Here is a 26143-nt window from a genome sequence, read left to right on the forward strand (position 1 = left end):
GCCGCAAGTCGATACAGCCCCGCGCCCCTAGGTGGGTCATCGCTACGTGGGTTTCAATGCGGCCGCCAGACCTGTGCTCTCCGTGCCCACCTTTCGGTAGACCGCGGACAGGAGGCGTACGACCGTGGGCTCGTCGATGCGTAGGTGCCTCGCTATCTCCGACTCCGTGTGCCCCTCCGTGACCAGGTGGGCGACCGTGCGCTCCCGCGCCGTCAGCGTGTCCGTCTCCGTGCTGTGGAGGCGGCGGGGGCGTAGGCCCGCCGCGGCGAGTTCGTCTCGGGCCGCATCGACCAGGCCGTCGGCTCCGCACTGCACCGCCGCGTCGAGGCCCCGGTAGAGGTGTTCGGCGGCCTCCCCGGGCCGTCCGGTACGACGGAGTTCCGTGCCGAGGGCCACCAGGGAGCAGGCGAGTTCGTAGGCGGCCGGGGAGCGTTCCAGGTGGGTTACGGACTCCTCCAGGAACTTGGCGCGGGCCGAGCCCGAGGAGACCTCGGCCGCTGTGCGCAGGGCCTGGCCGACGGCTGACGGGGTGCCGAACTGGCGGGCGCGGGAGAGGGCTTCGAGGGCTGTGGTGACCGCGCGTTCGGGGGTTTCGTGGGCCTCGGCCCGGGCCAGGTGGAGCTGCCAGGGGCACCAGGCGGGGTTGCGGATGCCGCGTGGGTCGAGGCGGCGGCCGGCGGCGGAGAGTTCCTCGGTCGCTTCCTTGGTGAGGCCGCGGGCCAGCAGGAGCTCGCCGTGCACGGTCTGCGCGTCGGGGAAGACGACGGCGGCCGGGAAGGGGGCGCAGAAGGAGTAGTCCTCGGCGGTCTGCGCGGCTTCGGTCACGCGGCCGCGGGCCAGGAGGACCTCGATGAGGATGCCGACCGCGTACCAGTGGGCGGGGGTGCCGGGGCCGACGCGTTCGGCGAGCCTGAGTCCGGCGCGGACGAAGTCCTCGGCCTCCGCGAGGCGGCCGCGGCGGTAGCGGACGTAGGCGAGGAGCGTGTAGGCGAAGGAGAGGTGGGCGCCGCGCCAGCCCTGTCGTTCGAAGTCGGCGATGCCGGCCGCGAAGAGTTCCTCGGTCCGGCCCGGGCGGTCGGCGTACATGAAGGCCAGCGCGACCAGGACGGGTACCTCGAAGCCGCGGTCGGGCTCGGCCCAGCCGAGGCCGCCGGCGAGGGCGCGTTCGGCGTGGTGGAGGGCGACGTGGGCGGGTTCGCCGCGCAGCACCGCGTCCCAGGTGCGCAGGCCGATGATGTAGCGCTCGGTGAGGTCGCGGCCCTTGAGGCGGTCGGCGAGTTTGGTGAGGCGGCGGCTGCGGGAGGGGTGGTCGGGTTCGTCGGCGCGGAAGGCGTCCCACATGAACTGTTCGGCGACCATGCGCAGCCTGACCCGGGCGTCCTCGGTGACGGGGATCTCGCGGGCGAGGGTGTCGGAGGCCTCGGCGAGGCGGTCGCTGTGGGCGAGGACCTGGGAGAGCCGGTAGACGATGTGCTGGCGCAGGCCGGCGTCGGCGATGGGTTCTTCGAGGGCGGCGCGGAGGTGGTTGACGGTGGTCGCCGGTTCGGTTAGCAGGGAGGCCGAGCCGAGTTCGTAGAGGACGGCGGCCCGGTCCTCGAAGGGCGGGGGTTCGCGCAGGGCACGGGCGAGGTAGCTGCGGGCGGCGTCGGGTGCGCCCGCCCGGAGGGTCTCCTCGGCGGCGGCGCGCAGTTGCTGCACGACCCAGTTGTCTCCGTCGGGGTGGGTCTCGAGGAGGTGGCGGCCGGCGGCTGAGGGGCCCTGGCCGTCGTTGATCACGCACCAGGCGGCCTGTCCGTGCAGGGCGACCCGGGTGGCGGGCGGGATGGCCCGGTAGACGGCGGTGGCGATCAGCGGGTGGACGAACTCCAGGGTGTCGGCGCCGGTGAGGACACGGGCGCCGCGCAGGGCGTCGGCCGCGTCGGCGGCCTCCTCGTGGCCGAGGCCGGCGACCGCGGCGGCCAGCAGGGGATGGATCTCGGTGCCGAGGACGGCGCAGGCCCAGGCGAAGCGGACGGTGGAGGTGCCGAGGCGTTCGAGGCGGGCGATGAGGCCGCTGCCCTTGACCGCGGCGGCCAGGTCGCGCAGCAGATGGGCTCCCGCCTCGGTCGGGGAGACGCCGCGGTCGCGCACCTTGGCGATCAACTCGACGGTCTCGAAGGGGCTTCCGGCGGTGACGGCCCAGCATTCGCGGCAGAACGCGTCGTCCGCGTGGGCGCCGAGCGTCTCGCGGACGAGCCGGGCGACGGCGACGGCGCTGAGCGGCTCCAGGTCGAGGGGTCGGCCGCCTGCCCGGCCGGGCAGGCCCCTGAACGACTCGGCGTGGTCCGGGAGTTCGTCGGGCCGATAGGCGACGACGACCAGCAGCGGGAGCTGTTCGGCCCGCGGTGCGAACGCGGCGAGCCAGCGCAGGGATTCGGGATCGGCCCAGTGGGCGTCGTCCAGCACCAGCACCATCGGGGCGCGCAGCGCGGCGAGATGGGTGAGCACCCAGTCCAGGCCGTCGCGCAGGCCCTGTTGGTCGGGCGGGGCGCCGGCGGTGGGGGCGCACAGGCCGAGGGCGGGGCCGACGATGTCGTACCAACTGCCCAGCGAGGCACGGAGATCCGTCTCGGCGGCGCCGGCGAACTGGGGTTGCAGCAGCTGGCGGGCGACATGGAAGGCGACGCGCTGCTCCTGGTCGCCGCCGCGGGCGGACAGCACGGTGCAGCCCCTGGTCGCGGCGCGGCGGCGGACCTCGGCGAGGAGGGTGGTCTTCCCGATGCCGGCGCGTCCGGCGAACGCGAGCAGGGCGCCGCGCGGGCGGTCGGAGGGCTCGGCCCCGTCCATGCGCAGACCGGTGAGCTCCCCCAACGCCTCGTCGACCGCGGCGAGTTCGCTCTCACGCTCGAAGAGCGTCCTTCTGCTCCGAACGATGCGCTGCACCATGGTGTACCCCCTGCCACGGTGGAACGCCCACGCGGGGAGCGAGCGCGCACCGTGACCTACAGGCACCTCAGCGTACGCCTCGACGAGGTCGCGCGACCCGGTTCGCCCATTACTGACCGACCCTGGTTCGAGGTGGTGTTCCGGGGCTGTTCACGATGCCGGGTCCGCAGGGTGTGGGGCCGTTTCACCCCTCCCCCGGCGTCGGCGGAACCACCGCCACCGGGCTCGCCGCGTGCAGCAGTACCGCTTGAGTGACCGAGCCCATCATGCGGACCGGTGCGAGCAGGCGGCGGCGGTGGCGGCCGACGACGACCAGTTCGGCGTCCTTGGAGGCCGCGACCAGCAGGCCGGCCGCGTCGCCCGGCATCGCGTGTGCGTCGGCGCGGACGTCGGGGTGGTTCTTGCGGTGCGGGGCGAGGAAGCCCTCGGCGAGGGTCCGGGTCTCGTTCTCGACGGCGTCCTGGTCGATCATCATCGGCACGAGTTCGCCGGGTGCGGCCCAGCTCTGCAGCGGCCAGGCGTAGGCGGCCACCACCTGGAGGCGGGCGCCGCGGAGGGCGGCCTCGGCGAAGGCGAAGTCGAGGGTCGCCTCGTCGGGACCGTCCACCTGGAGGCCGACGACCACGCGCGGGCCGGGCTCGGCCGGCACGTCGTCGCCGTGGACCTCGCGGCCGGGCCGGGGCACGATCACCACCGGGCACTCGGCGTCGCGCGCGGCAGCCATGCCGTTGGAGCCGAGCAGCAGGCTGGCGAAGCCGCCGCGCCCCCGGGAGCCGAGCACCAACAGCTGGGCGGCGGAGCCCAGTTCGGGCACCATCGCGGCCGGAGCGCCCTCCAGACCGAGGTATTCCATGACCGGCCGGTCGGCCACGCTCGCCAGATGGGCGCGCACCTGCTCCAGCACCGGGTCCTCGTCGAGGTCCGGCGGCCCGGCGACCAGGACGTCGGGCCGAACCCAGGGGGCGTACTGCCGTACGTGGACCACCCGCAGCGCCGTCCCGCGTCTGCGGGCGGCGTCCAGGGCCCAGTCCAGTGCGCGCAGGCTGTCGTCCGAACCGTCGACCGCAGCGATGACCGGCAGGGTGTTCATGGGGTTCCTCACCTCCGGAATACGACCTTCCCCCCAGGGTCAGCCTCGCTCAGGCTTCGGCCCCGGAGGGGCGTTCAAGGTCGCGTGTCCGGAAAAACAGGTGAGACACCTCCGGATCACGTCAGGTCGAATTCCCCTTCCCGCGCCCCCGACACGAACGCGCCCCATTCCGCGGGCGTGAAGATCAGAGAAGGACTTTCCGGGCGGCCGCTGTTGCGCATCGCGATGAATCCCTCGACAAAGGCGATCTGGACATCCCCCAGGCCACGGCTGCTCGAGTGCCAGTCGGCGCTGCTGAGGTCCAGCTCAGGCTTGTCCCAGCCCGCAAGCGGGTGCTGCTGGATGGTGCTCTCGGCCACGTCCGTGCTCCTCCCGATTCGTCGTCCGCGGCCAGCCTAGCGATCGGTTTCTGTTGCCAACAGGCCACGTGAGGGGGACCTTTCCGGAGACCCTCACGAGTCCGGGGGTTCGCTGCCCACGAGCCACATGGAGAAGAACTGCGAGCCGCCGCCGTAGGCGTGTCCGAGGACCCGGCGCGCCCCTTCCACCTGGTGTTCTCCGGCCTGGCCGCGCGCCTGGAGGGCCGCCTCGGCGAACCTGATCATGCCGGAGGCGCCGATCGGATTGGTCGACAGGACCCCGCCCGACATGTTGACCGGGAGATCACCGTCCAGCTCGGTCACCCCCGATTCGGTGAGCTTCCAGCCCTCGCCCTCGTCGGCGAAGCCGAGGTTCTCCAGCCACATGGGCTCGTACCAGGAGAACGGCACGTACATCTCGACCGCGTCGATGTCCCGCCGCGGATCGGCGATGCCGGCCTGCCGGTACACGTCGGCGGCACAGTCCTTGCCTGCCTGCGGCGACACGGCGTCCTTCCCGGCGAAGAGGGTCGGCTCGCTCCGCATGGCCCCGCCCAGCATCCAGGCGGGCGGCCGGGGCGCCCGAGCCGCTCCCGCCCGGTCCGTCAGCACCATCGCGCAGGCGCCGTCGGAGGACGGGCAGGTCTCCGAGTACCGGATCGGGTCCCACAGCATGGGCGAGGCCTGGACCTTCTCCAGGGTGATGTCGTGCTCGTGCAGATGCGCGTACGGATTCTTGAGCGCGTTGCGCCGGTCCTTGTACGCCACCAGGGAGCCGACGGTGTCGGGAGCGCCCGTGCGCCGCATGTAGGCGCGCACGTGCGGCGCGAAGAACCCGCCGGCCCCGGCCAGCAGCGGCTGCTGGAAGGGGATCGGCAGGGACAGCCCCCACATGGCGTTGGACTCGGACTGCTTCTCGAAGGCGAGGGTCAGCACGGTGCCGTGGACGCGGGCCGCGACCAGGTTGGCGGCGACAAGGGTGGTGGAGCCGCCGACGCTGCCCGCGGTGTGCACCCGCAGCATCGGCTTGCCGACCGCGCCGAGCGCGTCGGCGAGGTAGAGCTCGGGCATCATGACACCCTCGAAGAAGTCGGGCGCCTTGCCGATGACGACGGCGTCGATGTCGGCCCACGTCAACTCGGCGTCGTCCAGCGCCCGCCCGGCCGCCTCCCGCACGAGCCCGGCGATCGAGACGTCCCGGCGCGCCGCCACGTGCTTGGTCTGGCCGATGCCTACGACGGCCACGGGCTCCTTGCTCATCGCGGATCCCCTTCGAGTACGGCGACCAGGTTCTGTTGCAGACAGGGCCCGGAGGTGGCGTGGGCGAGCGCCCGGTCGGACTCGCCGCGGTGGATCGCGGCGGCGGCCTCACCGAGCCGGATCAGTCCGGCGGCCATCATCGGGTTGGCGGCGAGCGCCCCGCCCGAGGGGTTCACCCGCACCTCGTCGCCCAGCCGCAGCGCCTTGCGCAGCACGACCTCCTGCGAGGAGAAGGGAGCGTGCAACTCGGCGAGATCCACGGGCCGTTCGAAGGCACCGGCCTTCTCGGCGGCCAGCCGGGCCGACGGCGAGTCGGTCAGGTCGCGCACGCCGAGGCTGTGCGCCTCGATGCGGTGGTCGATGCCCCGGATCCAGGCGGGCCGCTCGCACAGCTCCCGGGCCCGGTCCCCGCGGCAAGGATCACGGCGGCGGCGCCGTCGCCGATGGGCGGGCAGTCACCGGTACGGAGGGGTCGTACGAGGTAGTCGCCCTGTGGTACCGAACCCCGCAGCTGGGCATGGGAGTTGGCGGTGGCGTCCGCGCGGCTGCGGGCGCCGACGGCGGCCAGAGCGGGCTCGTCCGTCTCGCCGGCGTCGATGAGGGCCTGCGCCTGGAGGGCCGCCAGGGCGATGGAGTCGGGCCAGAGCGGGGCCACGTAGTACGGGTCGAGCTGGCGGGTCAGGACGTCGCGTACGGAGCCGGGTGAGGACTTGCCGTAGGAGTAGACGAGGGCGGTCTCCGCCTCGCCGGTGAGGAGTTTCGTCCACGCCTCGTACAGGGCCCAGGCGCCGTCCATCTCGACGTGCGACTCGGAGATCGGCGGCCAGGCGCCGACGCCGTCGAGGGCGAGAGTGAAGGAGAAGGCGCGGCCGGCCAGGTAGTCGCTGGAGCCGGAGCAGGTGAAGCCGATGTCGGCGGTCTTGAGGCCGGTCTGGCCGAGGACGTCGTGCAGGACCGGCATGAGCATCTCGACCTCGGAGAGGTCGTCGGTGGTGCGCCGGTGGTCGGTCTGGGCGAAGGCGACCAGTGCTATGTCACATATCACAGCAGCTCCTTGTAGGCCTCGTACTCCGCGTCCGGCTCCCCGGTCGGCCGGTAGTGGTCGGGATACCGGGCCCCGTCGGTCCACACGGCCTCGACCCGCAGCCCCATGCGCACCTGGTCGTACGGGATGCCGCCGATCCGGCCGTGCAGCGCGAGGTCGGCGCCGTCGAGGGCGATGTGGGCGTACACGTACGGCACTTCGATGTCGAGGTTCTTCGCCTTGATGTTGACGATGCAGAAGGTGGTGACCGTCCCGCGCGGGCCCACCTCGACCTGTTCCGCGGTGGCGACACCACACGTGGGGCACGCGCCCCTCGGCGGCACGTACACCTTCCGGCAGGAGGGGCAGCGCTCGCCGACCGTCCGCCGGTCGCCGAGGGCGTGGATGTAGGCGGACTGGGCGCGGCCCGGCGAGTAGGTGTAGTCGAGCCGGGCAGGCGCCACGATGCCGGTGATCGCGTCCGCGAACTCGCCGCTGTGGCCCTCCGGCTGGACCGCTTCGCCGTCGTACGGCTCGAAGCAGGCGATGTCGGTGATGGCGCCGGAGCGTTCCCCGGCCCAGCGGACCCGGACGCGCATTCCGGTCCGTACGGCGTCGGGGCCTTCGGCGTCGAGGGCGTGCAGGAGGGCGGTGTCGGCGCCGTCGAGGCGGACCAGGACCCAGGCGAAGGGGGTGTCGAGGGGCTGGCCGCGGCGGGGTTCGTGGTTCCAGGCCCAGGTGGTGACCGTGCCGGTGGGGGCGACCTCGACGAGGTCGCGTATCTCCTCGGCGGTGACGGGGTCGTACTCGACGGGTGGGACGAGGACGCGGCCGTCGCGGGTCTTCACCCCGAGCACGACCTGCTCGCGCAGGCCGGTGAGGAAGGCGCTCTGGACGGGGCCGAGGGAGCGGGTGAAGGGGAACTCGACGGCGAGCGGCGCTTTGAGGACTTCGGGCATCGGGGCTGCCTCCTTCGAGGATCAGGCACGCTTGTACTGGGGCGGTCGCTTCTCCGCGAAGGCTCGGGCCCCCTCCTTGGCGTCGGCGGTGTCGAAGATCGGCCAGCCGCGCTTGAGTTCGGAGGCGAGGCCGTCCGTCTCCGTCATCTCGGCCGTCTCGTAGACGGACGCCTTGACGGCCTCGACGGCCAACGGGCCGCAGCTGTTGACCTGTTCGGCGATCTCCAGGGCCTTCGCGAGAGCGGTGCCGTCGGGGACGACATGGCCGATCAGGCCGACGTCGGCGGCTTCGCGGGCGGTGTAGGGGCGCCCGGTGAGCAGCATCTCCAGGGCGTGGGTGCGCGGGATCTGGCGTTGCAGACGGACCGTCGAACCGCCGATGGGAAACAGTCCGCGCTTGACCTCGAACAACCCGAAGGTCGCCGACTCCCCCGCCACCCGGATGTCGGTGCCCTGGAGGATCTCCGTGCCGCCCGCCACGCAGTAGCCCTCGACGGCGGCGATCACCGGTTTGCGGGGGCGATGGTGGCGCAGCATCGCCTTCCAGTGCAGGTCCGGGTCGGCCTTCAGGCGGTCCCGGTAGTGCTCGCCCTCCATGCCCTTTCCGGCCAGGGCCTTGAGGTCCATACCGGCGCAGAAGGCACCGCCCGCCCCGGTCAGCACGATCGAGCGGACCTCGTCGTCCTCGTCGGCCTCGACCCAGCCGTCGTACAGACCGACCAGCATCGACAGCGAGAGCGCGTTCTTGGCTTCGGGCCTGTTGAGCGTGAGCACCAGTGTGGCGCCCTCGCGCCGCACGGTGAGGTGTTCCGTCCCACCCATTGCCGTCTCCCCTCTCCTGGAACGAGAACAGGTTGCAGTAGCCGGGGAGGCACTTCAAGAGTTTTCTGACAGACAGTCAGATTTCTTCGCGCGAACCCTTCCCACTTGCCGTGCCCTTTGCTCTGATGACCGGCGAACCGATGGATGCGCGTCTGTCTTCGTTCATGGCTGCCGGGGTCAGGAGGAGCGGTGGAGTACAACCTTGCGGACCTGTTCGAGTCGGTAGTCGACGTGGTGCCCGACCGCGAGGCCCTGGTGTACGTCGACCATCCGGGCACGGGGGCCGAACGCCGGCTGACGTACGCGGAGCTGGACGCGGCGGCGAACCGGATCGGCCACCATCTGATCGACGCCGGGATCCGCCCCGGCGAGCATCTCGGGCTGCACCTCTACAACGGGATCGAGTACCTCCAGACGGTGTTCGGCTGCCTGAAGGCGCGGATCGTGCCGGTCAACGTCAACTACCGTTACGTAGAGGACGAGTTGGTGTACCTCTACCGGGACGCCGATCTGGTGGCCCTGGTCTTCGACGCGGAGTTCGACGGGCGGGTGGCGGCCGCGCTGCCGCAGTGTCCGAAGCTGCGGCACCTGGTGCGGGTCGGCGGCGACGGCGAGGGAGCCGCCGCCGTACCCTTCACCGAGGCGGAGGCGGGCGGTTCGCCGGAACGCGGGTTCCCCGTGCGGTCGGGCGACGACCAGTTCATCATCTACACCGGCGGGACCACCGGGATGCCCAAGGGTGTGATGTGGCGTCAGGAGGACCTGTTCTTCTCGGGGTTGGGCGGTGGCGCGCCGACCGGTGAGCCGGTCAGGAAGCCGCAGGAGCTCGCCGAGCGGGTCGCGGCCGGCGGCTCCGGCATCACCTTCTTCCCCACCCCCCCGCTGATGCACGGCACCTCGACCCTCACCTCCCTCATCGGGTTCAACTTCGGCCAACGGGTCGTACTGCACCGGAAGTTCGCACCGGAGGAAGTACTGCGGACGATCGAGAAGGAGAAGGTCACCGCCATGTCGCTGGTCGGCGACGCGATGCTGCGGCCGCTGATCGACGCGCTGAACGGGCCCATGAAGGGCACGGACTGCTCCTCGATGTTCAGCGTGTCGTCCTCGGGCGCGGTGATGTCGGAGACCGTGCGCCGGCAGTTCCAGGAGCTGCTGCCGGGCACGATGCTGCTCAACAACTACGGCTCGTCCGAGTCCGGCTTCAACGGCACGGCGACGGCCGACTCCGGCGCCGGGCAGACCTTCCGGATCCGCGTCAACTCCCGTACCCAGGTGGTCGATCCGGCCACGTACGAGCCGGTCGCCGTGGGCGAGGTGGGCCGGGTCGCGCAGTGCGGTCACGTCCCGCTCGGCTACTACAACGACGCGAAGAAGACCGCCGAGACCTTCTTCGAGAAGGACGGCCGACGGTGGGTCCTGCTCGGCGACATGGCGACGGTGGACGACGAAGGCATCGTCACGGTGCTCGGCCGGGGCTCGCAGTGCATCAACACCGGGGGCGAGAAGGTGTACCCGGAGGAGGTCGAGCAGGCCCTCAAGGGGCATCCCGACGTGTACGACGCGCTGGTGGCCGGGGTGCCGGACGCGAAGTGGGGCAACCATGTGGCGGCGGTCGTGCAGCTGCGCGAGGGTGCGGCACGTCCGTCGCTGGCGGACATCCAGTCGTACTGCCGCAGCCATCTCGCCGGGTACAAGATCCCGCGTCAGCTGGTGATCGCCGAGGCGATACGGCGGTCGCCGAGCGGCAAGGCGGACTACCGGTGGGCCAAGGACGTGGCGGCGGCCGCCGACCGGTAGGGGCCTCGGCAGGGACACGACCCCGCCGGGGCAGCGGGGCGGAGTCCGGCGGGCGTACTCTTTGCGCGCGGTTGACCCGGGTGTTTGAACAGAGGGTTACGTCGGGCCGTACGCGAGGTTGGCGGCCCGAATCTGCAGGCCCGGGCCGCCGCGCCAGCACCGGGCTTCGCACGGAAGGACCTACGGGTGTCGCACCTCACGCCCCCTCGACAACTACCGGACGCGGACGGTGGCGACGGCCCTGATCCCGGGGACACTGAGGGAGTGGATGCCGAGCCCAGGGACACCGAGGACACGGAGTCGTCGGCGGCCCCCGAACCCGTTGAGCCCGCTGCGCCCGCAGAACCGGCTGAACCCTCCGGCCCCACTCCCCCCGTTCACCCCGTCCGTCCCACGCGCCCCGGCTGGTTCGGCTGGCGGCGCAAGTACCCCCGGGTCGCGACGGGTGTCCGCATCTGCACCACCGTCCTGGCCGGGGCGCTGGTGCTCGCCGTGCTGCTCGTGCCCAACCGCCTCGACTGGATCACCGTCCAGTCCTTCCTCCGCCTCCCCGTCGAGGCGATCTTCCTCGCGGCCGTACTGCTCGCGCTGCCGTCGAAGGCGCGGCGGATCACGGCCGTGGTCCTCGGGGCGTTCCTCGGACTGTCCGCCATCCTCAAGTGTCTCGACATGGGCTTCCGCCAGACGCTGGCCCGGCCGTTCGACCTGGTCTTCGACTGGGTTCTGCTGAGCGACGGTGCGGACTGGGTGAAGGACTCGTTCGGACGCTCCGGCGAGTTGCTCGCGATCATCGGGGTGATCGTCCTGGCCGTCGCCGTGCTCGTGGTGAGCGCGCTCGCGATGGTGCGGATGGCTGACGTACTGGCCCGGCACCGCCCGGTGGCCGTACGCACCACGCTGGTCCTGGGCGTCGCGTGGATCATCTGCTTCACCGTGGGGGTGCAGTTCGGCGGAGTCACCTTCGCCACGAAGGGGTACGCCCAGTACCTCACCAACCGTGTGAAGTACGTCCGTGAGGGCCTCGGGGACGCCGACGTCTTCAAGAAGCAGCTCGATGTCGACGCCTTCGCCAACACCCCCTCCGACCAGTTGCTGACCGGACTGCGCGGCAAGGACGTCATGTTCACCTTCATCGAGAGCTACGGCCGGGTGGCCATCGACGATCCGACGATGGCACCGGAGATCGACGCGACCCTCAAGGCGGGCGACGCCAGGCTCAAGGCGGCCGGCTTCGCGTCCCGCAGCGGCTGGCTCCGGTCGCCGGTGACGGGCGCGGGCAGCTGGCTGGCCCACTCGACGTTCCTGTCCGGCCTGTGGATCAAGAACCAGCAGCGGTACCGGACCGTGACCACCAGCGACCGCGCGACGCTCACCAGCTACTTCCAGAAGACCGGCGCCTGGCGCACGGTCGGCATCGTCCCGGGCGTCCGCAAGGCCTGGCCCGAGGGCAAGTACTTCGGCCTCGACCACATCTACGACTCGACCCACCTCGGCTACCAGGGCCCGTACTTCAGCTGGACGCCGGTGCCGGACCAGTTCAGCCTGGAGGCCTTCCAGAAGCTGGAGCACGGGAAGAAGAACCGCAACCCGATCATGGCGGAGATCATCCTGGCCTCCAGCCACAACCCCTGGTCCCCCATCGCGCACATGATCGACTGGAAGGACCTCGGGGACGGCAAGGTCTTCTACAAGATCAAGAAGGAGGGCACGAACCCGACGCAGGTCTGGAAGAGCGCGAAGCGCGTACGCACCGAGTACCGCAAGGCCATCCAGTACTCCCTGGACAGCCTGACCGAGTGGATGCAGCGCTACGGCGACAAGAACACCGTCCTCGTCTTCCTCGGCGACCACCAGCCCGTCCCGACGGTCACCGGAGGCAGCGCCAACCGGGACGTGCCGGTCACCATCGTCGCCCGCGACCCGAAGGTGCTGGACCGCGTCTCCGACTGGGGCTGGACGGAGGGTCTCAAACCCGCGGCCAACGCCCCGGAGTGGAGCATGAACCAGTTCCGGGACCGTTTCATGACGGCATACGGCCCCCAGGGCGGGTGAGCCGATCGGCTGACGGCTGTTCCGCGGGGGGCTTCGGACGGCGTATCAGAACGCGCCCGGACGGGACGCCGTCCCTAGGGTCTCAGGCACGGTGATCGAGTTCACCGTGCCTGAAGGGGCCGTAGCCGCCCACGCGAAGGCCGACCTCGACTGCAGCGACTTCACCTACCAGGAGGACGCGCAGGCTGAGTTCAACCGTCTCCCCGGCGACCCCTATCGCCTGGACGAGGACAACGACGGCATCGCCTGCGAATGGCTCCCGCACAGATCGTCGACGACATCCACCGTCACCTCCACCGCGGCCCCGCTGCGGGGCGTCAACGCGGGCCTCGGTGGCAGCACCGGTCCCGCGGACTTCGAGGTGGTGGGCGGGGTCGGGCTGACGGTCCTCGGCCTCGGCCTGGCCACCGGTCATCTGATGCTGCGCCGACGGCGCCGGGCCGCCGGGCTCCGGAGGCGTTGAGGGCGGCACCCTCAATCCGCGAGAAAGCCCTCCACCACCGCCAGGAACTCCTCCGGCCGGTTCTCGTGCACCAGATGTCCGGCGTCGATGGTCACCAGCCGGGCGTCCGGGATCAGTCCGGCCAGGGTCACGATCTGCTCCTGCGGGACGAGACTGCCGGGCCCACCCCCGATGAGAAGGGTCGGCATGGTGATCCGCCCCATGTGGTCCCACCACACAGGGTCGGGGGCATTCCGCTGCCCGTCCGTCTCGCGGATCATCGCCCAGTCGAACGGCAGGTCTCCATCGGGCCGTTCGGCGAGTGGCCGGGGCGGGTCGAGAGGGATCGGTGCCGGTACGTCCTCCAGGACGAGGCGTCGTACGACGTCGGGGTCCTGCTGCGCGAGGAGGTACGCGACCGCGCCGCCCAGCGAGTGGCCCACGACGTCGGCGCGTTCGATGCGGAGCGCGTCGAGGCACGCACGGACGTCGTCCCGCATCGCCTCGTACGTGTACTCGCCCGGCCAGTCGCTACAGCCGTGACCCCGCAGGTCGGGGGCGTACACACGGCGCGGGGACAGGCCCGTCGCAAGGCGTTCGGCCACGGGGGTCCAGTCCGCGCCGTCGGTGCCGCGGGAGTGGAGCAGGAGGAGTGGCGGCGCGGCCTCCGGGCCCCAGGTGCGGTACGCGAGGGTGATGCCGTTCGCTTTGACGGTGCGGGGTGGGGTGGCCATGCGGGGACGGTAACCGGCGCGGCCGCGGGCCTGGTGCCGGATCTGCCGAGGGCAGACGCGGGCGGAAGCGCGACACGGTTCCGGGTCCCTGCTTGGTCCAGGGCGGAGCCTCCACCTGCCCGTCCAGGAAGCCGGCGACCCGTCCCACGAACCACTCGGGGTCGTCCAGCCACGGATAGTGGCCGACGCCGGGCTGGACGCTGAACTCGGCGTTGGGGAAAGCATCCGCACCGGCACATACCTCCTGCTCCCGGGCCGTCTCGTCCCAGCGGCCGTAGAAGAAGGGGGCGATGGCGAGACCGTAGTCGGCCTTGTCCGCCAGCCAGTCCTCGAAGACGGGAGCGGCCGCCTCGAACCACGGCTCGCCGCTCCTCAGCCGCGCCACCCGCTCCGGGTGCCGGGCGGCGTACAGCAGGGCGAGACTGCCGCCGGCGGAGTGCGCGAGAACGTCCATGCGCTCAAGCCCGAGGTGCCCGCGCAACGCCTCCACGTCGTCCACCAGCCGATCGCACCAGTAGGTCGCCGGATCCTCCAAGCTGGGTCCGGTCGGGCGTGCTGAAGATCGACACACGGGCGATCCTGCTGGGCGGCGGCAACAGAGCGCAACGGAGTTCTCGTCTCCAGGTTCACGGGCGGGCGGTGGGCAAGATCCGGCGAATCGCCGATCCGAGGGACCTCGCAAGATCGCCAACGGGCCCCTGACTGTGCTACCTTTTTCTCGTTGCAGTTGTGGTACCCATGAAACTATGTGCGCCTGACGGGAATGTTCCTCCTGCAGGCGCATTATTTGTTTTCCGGCATCTCCGGATGGGGCCTCTGCCATCAGAAGGAGAAAGTCATGGCACAGGGAACCGTCAAGTGGTTCAACTCGGAAAAGGGTTTCGGCTTCATCGAGCAGGACGGCGGCGGCCCGGACGTCTTCGCCCACTACTCGAACATCGCCACCCAGGGCTTCCGTGAGCTCCAGGAGGGCCAGCGGGTTTCCTTCGACGTCACGCAGGGCCAGAAGGGCCCGCAGGCGGAGAACATCACCCCCGCCTGATCGCCGGACGCGTATCCGCTTGCCGGGGTCCGCACCGTCACGGTGCGGACCCCGGTTTGTGCTGTTTTCAGGAAGGCATACACCTGCATGTCCCGCAGACCCCAGAAGTCCAACCGGCGCGCCTCGTCGCCTGCCCCGTCCGCGCCGTCGACGAGGGAATTCCGGCTGCCGGAAAGCACGACTCCCCCACTCCCCGCCGTCGAGGACTTCGCCGGTCTGGACATGCCCGCGGCCCTGCTCAAGACGCTGGCCGCGCAAGGCGTCACGACTCCCTTCCCCATCCAGGCCGCCACGCTGCCCAACTCGCTGGCCGGCCGTGACCTGCTGGGCCGCGGACGAACCGGCTCCGGCAAGACACTTGCCTTCGGGCTCGCGCTCCTTGGCCGTACGGCCGGAATGCGCGCACAGCCCAAGGCGCCCCTTGCCCTCGTGCTGGTGCCCACCCGCGAACTGGCCCAGCAGGTGACGGACGCGCTGACCCCGTACGCGACGGCGGTGAACCTCCGGCTGACGACCGTCGTCGGCGGGCTCTCCATCACCCGGCAGGCGGCCGCGCTGCGCCGCGGCTCCGAGGTGCTCGTGGCGACCCCGGGCCGGCTCAACGATCTCGTGAACCAGGGCGACTGTGTGCTCGACGACGTCCGCATCACGGTGCTGGACGAGGCCGACCAGATGACCGACATGGGCTTCCTGCCGCAGATCACCAAGCTGATCCAGCGGGTACGGCCCGACGGACAGCGCATGCTCTTCTCGGCCACGCTGGACGCCAACATCGACCGGCTGGTGCAGCGGTTCCTGACGGATCCCGTGGTGCACTCCGTGGATCCGTCCGCGGGCGCGGTGACGACCATGGAGCACCATGTGCTCCACGTCCTGGACGAGACCGACAAGAAGGCCGTCACCACGCGCATCGCGGCCCGTGACGGCCGGGTCATCCTCTTCCTCGACACCAAGAGGTCGGCGGACCGACTCGCCAAGCGGCTCCTTGCGGTCGGTGTGCGCGCGGCGGCGCTGCACGGAGGCCGCTCGCAGCCGCAGCGCAACCGGACGCTGGAGCAGTTCAAGAACGGGCAGGTCACCGCGCTGGTGGCGACGAACGTCGCGGCCCGGGGCATACACGTCGACGACCTGGACCTGGTCGTGAACGTCGATCCCCCGACCGACCACAAGGACTACGTCCACCGGGGCGGTCGTACCGCCCGGGCCGGCGGTTCCGGCAGCGTGGTCACGCTGGTCCTTCCCGACCAGAAGCGGGACGTGACCCGGCTGATGTCGGACGCGGGCATCCGTCCCCGGACGTCCCGCGTCACGTCGAGCGACACGGAGCTGGCCACCATCACCGGCGCCCGCGAGCCCTCCGGCGTGCCGGTCACGATCGAGGTTCCGCAGCCGGCGACGCCCGCGGCGTCCCGTCAGGGCCCGAAGGCGGCCACGGATGCCGGCAGGCGGTCCAGCCGCCGGCGCCGAAGCGGGACCGGGTCCGGAGCGCCGACGGGCACTGCCACCGGAACGGGAGGCCGGGGCTCCGCCCGCCGGTCCGCGGACGCTGCGTCGAACACATCCGGCACCCGCTCCGCCAGCACCACCACCCGCTCCAGTTCAAGCACCGGCACCCGCTCAAACACCGGCACGGGCACCCGCTCCGGCTCAGGCGCCCGGTCCGGCTCCGCATCCGGTGCCGGCAAGGCCGTCCGCGGATCGGGTCGGGGCTCGGCGAGCGGATCCGGTGCGCGTGGGGCTGCCGGGACCGGCGGTGCCACACGGGGTGCGGCAGGCACTGGCGGCCGCACCTCCGACCGCCGGGGTGGCCGCCGTAGCTCCGCCGGCTAGCGCTCACGCGGGCCTCGAGGCGGCCGTCCCGACTCCGCCGGTTCGTGCCGGCACGAACCACGAGGCGGCCGTCGCAGCTCCACCGGCTCGCGGCAGCGCCGGGGGCCCGAGGCAGCCGTCTGAGCTCCCCCAGCTCGCCCAACCGGAGGCCCCGAGGCTGCCGTCACAGCTCCCTCAGTTCGCGCCGGCACGAGGCTCTGGGGCAGCCGTCGCAAGTCGACCGGCTCGTGTCGGCGCGGGGCCCCGGGCAGCCACGTCAGCTCCCCCGGCTCGCCCCAGCAGGAACTCCGAGGCAGCCGCCACAACTCCACGAGATTGTGTCGGCACGAAGCCCGGGGCAACCGTCCCGGCTCCGTCGGCTCATGTCGGCACGAGCCCCGGGGCGGCTCTCGTGTCCCTGCCCTCGCGGAGGTGGCGGGTTCCGTCCGAGGTCTGATGGTCAGTCGGATGCCGACCGCTGCACCGGGAGCACCGGGCTCCCCTGTGTGTCTCTCCCGGCTGCGGCCGGGATCGGGCGGGTGACGCCGGAGAAGTCGTGGGGGGTCATGGTGTTGCGGTCGGTCACCGCGCGGCCCAGGGCATGGTGGGGCCAGAGGCCGCCGGCCAGGCGGCGGCTGCGTTCGCCCCATTCCAGGGCCTCCGCGCCGCGGACCTTGTAGAAGTTCAGGGCGTAGCCGCCGGAGTGGATCCGGAGGAGGCCGAAGCCGCCGGGGTACTCCTTGATCGCGCTGACCTCCTGAAGGGTGACGTGCGGGGCCCGCGACAGGATCGTGCGCTTGTTGCGGTGGGTGTGGCCCGCGTGGTGCAGGAAGACGCCCGGGGCGGCGGCGTAGGCCTCGAGGATCGCTCGGGCCTGGCGACGGTTGAGGCGCTGGCCCGCGGCGACGGGGAAGACGGAGTCCCGGACGGTCAGCGGATGGTGGCCGAAGACGACCGTCGGCTGCTCCCGGTTGTCCCGCAACCGGCGGCGGAACCAGGAGAGTTGGTCCTCCCCCAGGCCGCCCGAGTCGGCGCCGTTCCCCCGCTTCTCATAGGTGTCGAGGCCGACGATGCGCAGTCCGCCCACGTCGTGGGCGAAGTACCCGGGCCCGCCGTCCCCGGCGAAGCCGCGGCGGAAGGCGTCGCCGCTGTCGCCGTGCTCGGGTCCGGGACGGTCGTGGTTGCCGCGTACGACGAAGTAGTCGCGGCCGTGATCGCCGAAGCGGTCCAGGATGCGTCTCGCGTCGGCCAGGTCCTGCGGTGCGCCGCCCGCCGAGATGTCGCCGGCGGCCAGCAGCAGGTCGGCGCCGCGGCGGCGGGCCTCCTCGACCATGGCCAGGCTCATGACCTCCGGGTAGGGGGCGAGACCGGCCCGCTGCGACACCCCGCGGAACAGCGGGATGCCCGTCACCAGTCCGGCGGTGGTCTCGCCGAGGTGCAGGTCGTTGCAGAGCGCGATCGACATCAGATGGCGGCCGGGCGGGGGCTGCGGCGTGGTGAAGGCGTACGGGCCGCCGCGCGAGCCGAAACCGTGCCGGGAGGTACCGGCCGCGTTGCCGCGCGCGAAGTGCAGCGCGGTGGCCGTGGCGGCCACGCCCCGGGAACGGGCCTGGTAGTAGTACGTCTGCCCCGGCTCCAGGCCGGTCAGCTCGACGTGGTGGTGGGCGGTGGGCCGGTGCTCGCCGGCGACGCGGTTCAGGCGGCCCGGGTGGGTGCCGTAGACGACCTCGCCGTCGCTGATGGCGGGGAGCATGTGGCCGAGTCCGTCGTCGGAGCCGGGGATCCCGGTGAACCAGGTGATGACGGCGCGGTCCTCGGTGAGGGTGACCAGTTCGAGGTTGACGGCGGCGACGTGGCTGGGGTGGGGACGCGTGCGCTGGGCGGCGGCGGAGGCGGCGCGCAGCGCGAGCAGCGCGCCGGCGCGGAGCACTTCACAGGGGTCCGGCAGCGCCGCCAGGGGAGCGGGGAGGCAGCAACGCATGTCAGCCATGTTCCAGGGCGCGGTGAACTATGGCGGCAGCACGGACGGCAGGATCGGGTACGGAACGCGGCTTCTTGCGACGTCATGCCACGTCATGGGGTATGACGTCTGTTCTTGTGGCGTTTGTCACTCGCCGTTCGCAAACCGGTCCCGCAGCTCTCTTTTCAAGATCTTCCCGCTGGCGTTGCGCGGCAGTCCGTCCACGAAGACCACCCGCTTCGGCGCCTTGAAGGCGGTGAGTTTCTCGCGGGCGTGGGCGATCAGCTCCTCCTCGGTGACCTCGCCGCGCGGGACGACGACCGCGGTGACGGCCTCGATCCAGCGCTCGTCGGGCAGGCCGACCACGGCGACCTCGGCGACGCCCTCGTGCGTGTAGAGGGCGTCCTCGACCTGGCGTGAGGCGACCAGCACGCCACCGGAGTTGATCACGTCCTTCACCCGGTCGACGATCGTGTAGTAGCCGTGCGGGTCGCGCACCGCGAGGTCGCCGGAGTGGAACCAGCCGTCACGGAATGCGTCGGCGGTCTCCTCGGGCTTGTCCCAGTAGCCTTCGCACAGCTGCGGGGACTTGTAGACGATCTCGCCGGGCGTGCCGTCGGGGACGTCCTTGCCGTCCTCGTCGACCACCCGGGCGTCGACGAAGAGGACGGGGCGACCACAGGAGTCCATGCGGCCCTTGTGCTCGTCGGGGGCCAGGACGGTGGCGAGGGGGCCGATCTCGCTCTGCCCGAAGCAGTTGTAGAAGCCGAGCTTCGGCAGGCGCTCGCGCAGCCGTTCAAGGACCGGCACCGGCATGATCGACGCGCCGTAGTAGGCCTTGCGCAGGCCGCTCAGGTCGCGGTCGGCGAAGTCGGGGCGGTTGGACAGCCCGATCCAGACCGTCGGCGGCGCGAACAGGCTGTCCACACGCCCCGCCTCGATCAGGTCGAAGAGCCGGTCGCCGTCGGGGGCGTCGAGGATGATGTTGGTCGCGCCGACCGCGAGATACGGCAGCAGGAACACGTGCATCTGCGCCGAGTGGTACAGCGGCAGTGAGTGCACGGGACGGTCGCCGGCGCTGAGGTCGAGGGCCGTGATCGCGCTCAGGTACTCGTGGACCAGCGCACGGTGCGTCATCATCGCGCCCTTGGGGAGGGCGGTCGTACCGGAGGTGTACAGCAGCTGCACCAGGTCCTCGGTGCGCGGTTCGGGACCGTCGTGGGCGGGAGCCGTCGCGAGGCGTGCCAGCAGTGAGTCGTCGGCGTCGCGCAGGGGCAACGTACGGACGTCGGCGGCGAGTCGGCCCGCCAGGTCGGGGTCGGTGAGGACCAGGGAGCTGCCGGACTGGCCCACGATGTAGGCGAGGTCGTCGCCGGTCAGGTTCTGGTTGACCGGGACGTGGACCAGGCCCGCGCGGGCGCAGGCCAGGAAGGCGATCAGGTAGGCGTCCGAGTTGTGGCCGTAGGCGCCGACCCGGTCGCCCGGGGCCAGGCCCGCACCGAGCAGAACACTCGCCGCGCGGCCGACCGCCAGGTCGAGTTCCTCGTACGTCCATGTGCGCTCGCCGTACTCCACCGCGACCCGCGCCGGGGTGCGCCGAGCGCTGCGCCGCAGCACCCCGTCAACCGTGCTGCCCTGTCCCTGCGTCATGACTCATGATCCTCGGTCCGTCACCGAGGCAGGTCAAGCACCTGGGCGGGTCACCCCGTACAGGTACGCTCAACCGCCCCTTCCCTCAATGACGTTGGGAGGCACCATGCGCACCCGCCTGAGACGACTGGTCGTTGCGGCCGTCGCCTTACTCACCGCCTCGACCGCGCTGCCGGCAGCCGCGGCCGGGCAGCAGAGCCGCCAGGAACACCCCTCGCACGGCGGACTGTCCGCCGTCATCCGCTACACCGAGTACGGCATTCCGCACATCGTCGCCAAGGACTACGCGAATCTCGGCTTCGGCACCGGTTGGGCGCAGGCCGCCGACCAGGTGTGCACGCTCGCCGACGGCTTCACGACCGTCCGCGGCGACCGCTCGCGCTTCTTCGGGCCCGACGGGCAGACCGACTTCTCGCTGTCGTCGGCCTCCACCAACCTCGCCAGCGACCTCTACTTCCGCGGAGTCCGAGAAACCCGCACGGTGGAGAAGCTGCTCGCGCAGCCCGTGCCGCTGGGCCCGAGCCGGGACGTGAAGGACCTGATGCGGGGCTTCGCCGCCGGGTACGACGCCTGGCTGAAGCAGAACCGGATCTCCGACCCGGCGTGCAAGGGCGCCGCCTGGGTGCAGCCGATCAGCGCGGTCGACGTGGCCGCCCGTTTCTACGCCATCTCCGTCATCGGCGGCCAGGGCGGCTCCGTGGACGAGATCACCGGGGCCCAGCCGCCCACCGGTGCGACGACCGGGACTCAGGGCGTCGACGCCGAGGCCCTGATCAAGTCCGTGCAGGCCCGTACCGCCGACGCGGACATGGGCTCGAACGCGGTCGCCTTCAGCGGCGCCACCACGGCGAACGGCCGCGGTCTGCTGCTGGGCAACCCGCACTATCCCTGGCACGGCGGGCGCCGCTTCTGGCAGTCGCAGCAGACCATCCCGGGCGAGCTCGACGTCGCCGGCGGGTCACTGCTCGGCTCGCCGACCATCTCCATCGGCTACAACTCCCGTGTCGCGTGGAGCCACACCGTCGCGACCGGGGTGCCGTTCAACCTCACCCGGCTCACCCTCGACCCGTCCGACCCGACCGTCTATCTGGTCGACGGCAAGCCGGAGCGGATGACGAAGCGGACGGTGACGGTGGCGGTCAAGGACGGCTCGTCCGTGACCCGTACGCAGTGGTGGACGCGTTACGGCCCGGTCGTCGCCGATCCGCAGGGCGATCCGCCGCTGCCCTGGACCGCCACGACGGCGTACGCGTTCAACGACCCCAACGCGACCAACATGCGGTTCGCGGACACCTCGCTCGGCTTCAGCAAGGCCCGCTCGACGGCGGACGTCCTCGCCTCGCTGAAGAAGTACCAGGGGCTCCCGTGGGTCAACACCATCGCCGCGGACTCCTCGGGCCACTCCCTGTACTCCCAGTCGCAGGTGCTGCCCCGGATCACCGATGACCTCGTGGCCCGGTGTTCGACCGACCTGGGCAAGCTCACCTACCCGGCGGTGGGCCTCGCGGTCCTGGACGGCTCCCGTGCCGAATGCACTCCCGGCGACGACTCCGACGCCGTCCAGCCGGGCATCTTCGGCCCCTCGCGCATGCCCACGCTCAAGGACGCCCCGTACGCGGAGAACTCCAACGACAGCGCCTGGCTGACCAACGCCGACCGGCCGCTCACCGGCTACGAGCGGATCTTCGGCAGCATCGGCACGCAGCGCTCGGTGCGGACCCGGGGCGCCATCGAGGACGTGTCCGCGATGGCCGAGCGCGGTGGTCTGACGGTGAAGGACCTCCAGCAGCAGGAGTTCACCAACCGGGCGCCGGCGGGCGACCTGGCCGCGGCCGACGCGGCGAAGGCGTGTGCCGCGCTGGCCGGTGGTACGGCAACGGGCAGCGACGGCAAGGCGGTTGACGTCTCGGCGGCCTGTCCGGTGCTCGCGTCCTGGGGCCGGACCATGGACACCGACAGCAAGGGCGCGCTGCTCTTCGACCGCTTCTGGCGGAAGTTCAACGCCTCGGTGTCGCCCGGCCAACGCTGGAAGGTCCCGTTCTCGGCGGCGGACCCGATCCGGACGCCGAACACCCTCAACACCGCTGCGCCCGGCTTCGCGACGGCCCTCGCGGACACGGTGAGCGAGCTGCGCGCGGCGGGCATCGCGCTCGATTCCCGGCTCGGGGACCACCAGTTCGTCGTACGGAACGGGCAGCGCATCCCGATTCCGGGCGGCACGGAGGCGCTCGGCGTGTGGAACAAGGTCGAGCCGGTGTGGAACGCGGCCCAGGGTGGCTACACGGAGATCACCACCGGCTCCAGCCACATCCAGGCCGTCGGCTGGGACGGCGGCCGTTGCCCGGTGGCCCGCACCCTGCTGACGTACAGCCAGTCCGAGAACCCCGACTCACCGCACTACAGCGACCAGACACGACTGTTCTCCCAGGAGAAGTGGGTCACGGCCCGCTTCTGCGAGAAGGACGTCCTGTCCTCGCCCGCGCTGAGGATCGTCCGGGTCGGCGAGCACGGCTGACCGTTGCGATACCGTCCGGTTCACGACCGACCGGGCGGTATCGGCGCGCCTGTGAACGCGTCCAGGAGGATGCGGTCGCCCAGCGGCCGGGCGAGCTTCACCGGCACCTTCTTGTAGAGCAGTTGGGCGGTGCAGGAGCCGTCCTTCGCGCCGGTGATCGACGCGGACAGCACGACGGTTGCGTCCGTCTCCAGTACGTCCACGGCGGGGCCGTCGTCGCACGCGCCGTGCCCGGCGAGCACCGTGACGGAGCGTCCGTCGTCGGACACCTCCACCAGGTGCTGGAGCGGCCACAGTTCGTCGCTGGGGGACTCCGCGGCCGGGGCGATGGGCGCCTTGGGGGCTTTCATCGCGCTGAGGGCGACCCGCTTGAGCGGGGTGTCGTACCCCTTCAGCGTGAACAGCCAGGCCGGGACGGTCGCCGGGCCGCGGCTGGTGAGCAGGGTCGTCTCGCCCAACTTCGCGGCGGTCACGGTGAGATGGGGTCCGTCGTTGCCCCCGCGGGCCACGCTGTCGTACGCCTCGCGTGCGCTCATCAGCGGCAGCCGCAGCGAGCCGCCGCCCTTCCACTTCGCCTCGCCCTCGCGCTGCCCGGTCGTGGGGAGGGTGGCGTCCAGCACGAAGTTCTGGGTCGCGTACGCCTCTTTGTCGGCTCCGGTGTGGAAGGCGTTGTCGGGCAGCTGGATCACCTCTGCCAGCGGGAAGTAGCCCTTCGCCCACAGCTGGGCGGCCTGGGAGCCCGCCCAGGCGTCGGCGACCGCGCGGGCCCTGGCGTGCCTCGTCGAGTCGGAGTCGGTGCCATGGCTGCCGGCCTGCTCGCCGCCGCAGCCGACGATGAGACCGCCGGCGAGCAGGGCGATGGGGATCAACGGCTTGACGGAGCGTGCGGTGTGCCTGCGCATGGGTCCCCCAGGGCCGACGGTGACTGCGGTGCCGTTCCTGTGACGCCGCGGCACCGCGCCGCGTTCGAATCCGTCGGCCGACAGTGGGTCCCGGGGTCACACGGGACGGGTGCGTCCTTCCCAGTACGGGTCCCGCAACCGCCGCTTGTAGAGCTTCCCGTTGGGATCGCGGGGCATCTCGGCGATGAAGTCCACGCTCTTCGGCCGCTTGTAGCCGGCGAGTTGCTCGGTGCAGTGCTCCAGGATCGCCGCGGCCAGGTCGGGTCCCGGCTCGTGGCCGGGGGCCGCCTCGACGACCGCCTTGACCTCCTCGCCCCAGTCGTCGTGCGGGATGCCGAAGACGGCGGCGTCGGCGACGGCGGGGTGGGCGAGCAGGGCGGACTCGATCTCGGCCGGGTAGATGTTGACCCCGCCCGAGATGATCATGTCGATCTTGCGGTCGCGGAGGAAGAGGTAGCCGTCCTCGTCGAGGTAGCCGAGGTCGCCGACGGTGAAGAAGTCGCCGATGCGGTTCTTCTTCGTCTTGGCCTCGTCCTTGTGGTAGGCGAAGCCGCCGGTGTTCATCTTCATGTAGACGGTGCCGAGTTCACCGGGCGCCAGCCGGTTGCCGTCGTCGTCGAAGACCGCGAGTTCGCTGATGGGCCAGGCCTTGCCGACGGTGCCGGGCTTCTTCAGCCAGTCCTCGGCGGTGGCGAAGGCGCCACCGCCCTCGCTGGCCGCGTAGTACTCCTCGACCGAGTCGCCCCACCAGTCGATCATCGCCCGCTTGACGTGGTCCGGGCAAGGGGCGGCGCCGTGGATGGCATGCCGCATGGACGAGACGCCGTACGACCGTCGGACCGGTTCCGGCAGTGCCAGCAGCCGGTGGAACTGGGTCGGGACCATGTGCGTGTGGGTGCACCTGTGGGCGTCGATGACGCGGAGCATCTCCTCGGGCGTCCACTTGTCCATCAGGACGAGCCGGTGGCCTATGTGCAGGGACGCGCCCGCGAATTGGAGCACCGCGGTGTGGTAGAGCGGCGAGCAGACCAGGTGGACGTTGTCGTCGAACGGTTTGATGCCGAAGATACCGAGGAAGCCGCCGAGGTAGGCCTCCTCGGGACGCTTGCCGGGCAGCGGGCGGCGGATGCCGCGCGGGCGGCCCGTGGTGCCCGAGGTGTAGTTCATGACCCAGCCGAGTTCGCGGTCCGCGGGCGCCGACTCCGGTTGTCCGTCGAGGAGTTCGGTGTACGGCCGGAAGCCCTCGACCTCGCCGACGGCGTACCGGTGGGTGGCCGGCAGGCCGGCCTCGTCGGCGGCGTGCCGGGCGGGCTCGGCGAAGCGCTCGTGCGCGATCAGCACCTTGGCGCCGGAGTCGGCGACGATCCAGCCGATCTCCGGGCCGACGAAGTGGTGGTTGATCGGCACGAGATAGAAGCCGGCCTGGCTGGCGGCGAGATAGGCGGTGAAGAACTCGATGCCGTTGGGCAGGACGACCGCGAAGGCGTCCCCGCGCGTGAGCCCCGCGGCGCGCAGGCCGTGGACGAGGCGGTTGGCGGCGGCGTGCAGGCGTCCGGCGGTCCATTCCTCGCCGTCGGGTGCGATGAGCACCGGGCGGTCGGGGTCGCTGGTGGCCTGGGCCCAGAATCCGGCGGGGGGCGTGCTGGTCACTTGCCGCTCCTTCCGGCGATGCGGATCATGCGGTCCACGGCCTGTTCGAAGCCTCGGGTGAGGTCGTCGAAGACGGCCTGGACGCTGCGTTCGCTGGTCATCCGGCCGACGATCTGGCCGACCGGGGTGCCGAGCAGCGGCTCGACCTCGTATTTCTGGATGCGGGTGAGGGCCTCGGCGACGAGCAGACCCTGGAGCGGCATGGGGAGGGTGCCGGGGCCGCTCGGGTCGTCCCAGGCGTCCGTCCACTCGGTGCGCAGCTGGCGTGCGGGCTTCCCGGTGAGGGCGCGGGAGCGGACCGTGTCGGCGGAGCCGGCGGCGAGCAGTTTCCGGGTCACCGCGGAGGAGGTGAGCTCGGCCTCGGTGCAGGTCAGCCAGAGGGAGCCGAGCCACGCACCCTGGGCGCCGAGGGCGAGCGCGGCGGCCACCTGCTGTCCGCTGCCGATGCCTCCCGCGGCCAGGACGGGCAACGGGTGCACGGCGTCGACGACTTCGGGCGTGAGGACCATGGAGGCGATCTCGCCGGTGTGCCCACCGGCCTCGTACCCCTGGGCGACCACGATGTCGATGCCGGCTTCCTTGTGCTTGACCGCGTGCCGGGCGCTGCCCGCGAGCGCGGCGACGAGCACGTCCTGCTCGTGGGCGCGGGCCACCACGTCGGCGGGCGGGGAGCCGAGGGCGTTGGCGAGCAGCCGGATCGGGTAGTCGAAGGCGACGTCGAGCTGGTTGCGGGCGACCTGCTCCATCCATCCGGTGATGCGCCACCCGGACGCCTCTCCCTCGGCCAGCTCGGGCACCCCGTACTTGGCGAGGGTGTCGCGTACGAACTGCCGGTGCTGCTCCGGGATCATCGCCTCGACGTCGGCCTCGGTGACGCCCTCGACCTTCTTGGCCGGCATGACGACGTCGAGGCCGTACGGCTTTCCGTCGACATGGGCCTCGACCCAGTCGAGGTCGCGTTTGAGGTCGTCGGGGGCGGTGTAGCGGACCGCGCCGAGCACTCCGAAACCGCCGGCCCGGCTGATGGCCGCGGCGACGGCGGGGAACGGCGTGAAGCCGAAGATGGCGTGCTCGACTCCCAGTTTCTTGCTCAACTCCGTCTGCATGGGCGCAGAATGCCGCAGTCCTCCCACCGACGGAAGACTTTT

At 71.4% G+C, this 26143-nt stretch carries 18 protein-coding genes and 2 pseudogenes; 6 read left to right on the forward strand and 14 right to left on the reverse strand.

Annotated elements, in window-relative coordinates; genetic code table 11:
- Positions 1-42 precede the first annotated feature (42 nt).
- The 7 genes and pseudogenes from ACQEWB_RS02330 to ACQEWB_RS02360 form a co-directional block, all read right to left on the reverse strand.
- Positions 43-2925: an AAA family ATPase gene (locus ACQEWB_RS02330; protein ID WP_432826459.1), complete on the reverse strand. Its 2883-nt coding sequence runs from the start codon at positions 2923-2925 to the stop codon at positions 43-45.
- A gap of 184 nt (positions 2926-3109) precedes the next feature.
- On the reverse strand, positions 3110-4015 hold the full coding sequence (locus tag ACQEWB_RS02335) for a universal stress protein (protein ID WP_432826461.1): 906 nt from the start codon (positions 4013-4015) through the stop codon (positions 3110-3112).
- A gap of 116 nt (positions 4016-4131) precedes the next feature.
- Complete coding sequence (locus tag ACQEWB_RS02340) at positions 4132-4374, reverse strand: DUF397 domain-containing protein (protein ID WP_123962873.1); 243 nt, start codon at positions 4372-4374, stop codon at positions 4132-4134.
- Positions 4375-4467: 93 nt separating this feature from the next.
- A complete protein-coding gene (locus tag ACQEWB_RS02345) occupies positions 4468-5634 on the reverse strand; it encodes a thiolase domain-containing protein (RefSeq protein WP_432826463.1) in 1167 nt (388 codons plus the stop codon).
- Positions 5631-6679 (reverse strand): annotated as a pseudogene (locus tag ACQEWB_RS02350) (thiolase domain-containing protein). The gene ACQEWB_RS02345 and the pseudogene ACQEWB_RS02350 overlap by 4 nt, the downstream one beginning before the upstream one ends.
- Entirely contained in the window at positions 6676-7617 is a 942-nt protein-coding gene (locus tag ACQEWB_RS02355; RefSeq protein ID WP_432826465.1) for a Zn-ribbon domain-containing OB-fold protein, read from the reverse strand. The pseudogene ACQEWB_RS02350 and the gene ACQEWB_RS02355 overlap by 4 nt, the downstream one beginning before the upstream one ends.
- A gap of 21 nt (positions 7618-7638) precedes the next feature.
- Entirely contained in the window at positions 7639-8439 is an 801-nt protein-coding gene (locus ACQEWB_RS02360; RefSeq protein ID WP_432826467.1) for a crotonase/enoyl-CoA hydratase family protein, read from the reverse strand.
- A gap of 189 nt (positions 8440-8628) precedes the next feature.
- Here ACQEWB_RS02360 and ACQEWB_RS02365 point away from each other — a divergent pair, with 189 nt between their 5' ends.
- From ACQEWB_RS02365 to ACQEWB_RS02375, 3 genes are all read left to right on the forward strand, one after another.
- Positions 8629-10239 carry an acyl-CoA synthetase gene (locus ACQEWB_RS02365; RefSeq protein ID WP_432826469.1) on the forward strand — a complete coding sequence of 537 codons (1611 nt, stop codon included), beginning with the start codon at positions 8629-8631 and terminating at the stop codon, positions 10237-10239.
- Between the two features lie 186 nt (positions 10240-10425).
- On the forward strand, positions 10426-12291 hold the full coding sequence (locus ACQEWB_RS02370; RefSeq protein WP_432826471.1) for a sulfatase: 1866 nt from the start codon (positions 10426-10428) through the stop codon (positions 12289-12291).
- A gap of 91 nt (positions 12292-12382) precedes the next feature.
- Positions 12383-12754, forward strand: a complete 372-nt coding sequence (locus ACQEWB_RS02375) for an excalibur calcium-binding domain-containing protein (RefSeq protein WP_432826472.1) — start codon at positions 12383-12385, stop codon at positions 12752-12754.
- Between the two features lie 11 nt (positions 12755-12765).
- Here ACQEWB_RS02375 and ACQEWB_RS02380 read toward each other — a convergent pair whose 3' ends face one another.
- Together ACQEWB_RS02380 and ACQEWB_RS02385 are read right to left on the reverse strand one after the other, a co-directional pair.
- A complete protein-coding gene (locus ACQEWB_RS02380; RefSeq protein WP_432826474.1) occupies positions 12766-13467 on the reverse strand; it encodes an alpha/beta fold hydrolase in 702 nt (233 codons plus the stop codon).
- Positions 13468-13591: 124 nt separating this feature from the next.
- Positions 13592-14020: pseudogene (locus ACQEWB_RS02385) on the reverse strand (alpha/beta fold hydrolase); the annotation flags it as partial.
- Between the two features lie 285 nt (positions 14021-14305).
- On the opposite strand from ACQEWB_RS02385, the gene ACQEWB_RS02390 reads away from it, so the two are divergent.
- Entirely contained in the window at positions 14306-14509 is a 204-nt protein-coding gene (locus ACQEWB_RS02390) for a cold-shock protein (protein ID WP_432826476.1), read from the forward strand.
- An 87-nt stretch (positions 14510-14596) separates the two neighbouring features.
- Complete coding sequence (locus ACQEWB_RS02395) at positions 14597-16339, forward strand: DEAD/DEAH box helicase (RefSeq protein ID WP_432826478.1); 1743 nt, start codon at positions 14597-14599, stop codon at positions 16337-16339.
- 439 nt (positions 16340-16778) lie between these two features.
- Here the strand turns inward: ACQEWB_RS02395 and ACQEWB_RS02400 are convergent, their stop codons facing one another.
- The gene (locus ACQEWB_RS02400) at positions 16779-18299 is read right to left on the reverse strand and encodes a metallophosphoesterase (protein ID WP_432843617.1); all 1521 of its coding nucleotides are present in this window, start codon (positions 18297-18299) and stop codon (positions 16779-16781) included.
- 126 nt (positions 18300-18425) lie between these two features.
- Complete coding sequence (locus tag ACQEWB_RS02405) at positions 18426-19928, reverse strand: acyl-CoA synthetase (RefSeq protein ID WP_432826480.1); 1503 nt, start codon at positions 19926-19928, stop codon at positions 18426-18428.
- 106 nt (positions 19929-20034) lie between these two features.
- On the opposite strand from ACQEWB_RS02405, the gene ACQEWB_RS02410 reads away from it, so the two are divergent.
- Positions 20035-22443 (forward strand): penicillin acylase family protein, encoded by a 2409-nt coding sequence (locus ACQEWB_RS02410; RefSeq protein WP_432826482.1) that lies wholly within the window; start codon positions 20035-20037, stop codon positions 22441-22443.
- A gap of 20 nt (positions 22444-22463) precedes the next feature.
- Here ACQEWB_RS02410 and ACQEWB_RS02415 read toward each other — a convergent pair whose 3' ends face one another.
- From ACQEWB_RS02415 to ACQEWB_RS02425, 3 genes are all read right to left on the reverse strand, one after another.
- Positions 22464-23345 (reverse strand): hypothetical protein, encoded by an 882-nt coding sequence (locus ACQEWB_RS02415; protein ID WP_432826484.1) that lies wholly within the window; start codon positions 23343-23345, stop codon positions 22464-22466.
- Positions 23346-23441: 96 nt separating this feature from the next.
- Positions 23442-24995 carry an acyl-CoA synthetase gene (locus ACQEWB_RS02420; RefSeq protein WP_432826486.1) on the reverse strand — a complete coding sequence of 518 codons (1554 nt, stop codon included), beginning with the start codon at positions 24993-24995 and terminating at the stop codon, positions 23442-23444.
- A complete protein-coding gene (locus tag ACQEWB_RS02425; RefSeq protein ID WP_432826488.1) occupies positions 24992-26101 on the reverse strand; it encodes a nitronate monooxygenase in 1110 nt (369 codons plus the stop codon). Before ACQEWB_RS02425 ends, ACQEWB_RS02420 begins: the two co-directional genes overlap by 4 nt.
- Positions 26102-26143: the final 42 nt, after the last annotated feature.

Source organism: Streptomyces sp. CA-249302, from assembly GCF_050936785.1.
GTDB lineage: Bacteria > Actinomycetota > Actinomycetes > Streptomycetales > Streptomycetaceae > Streptomyces.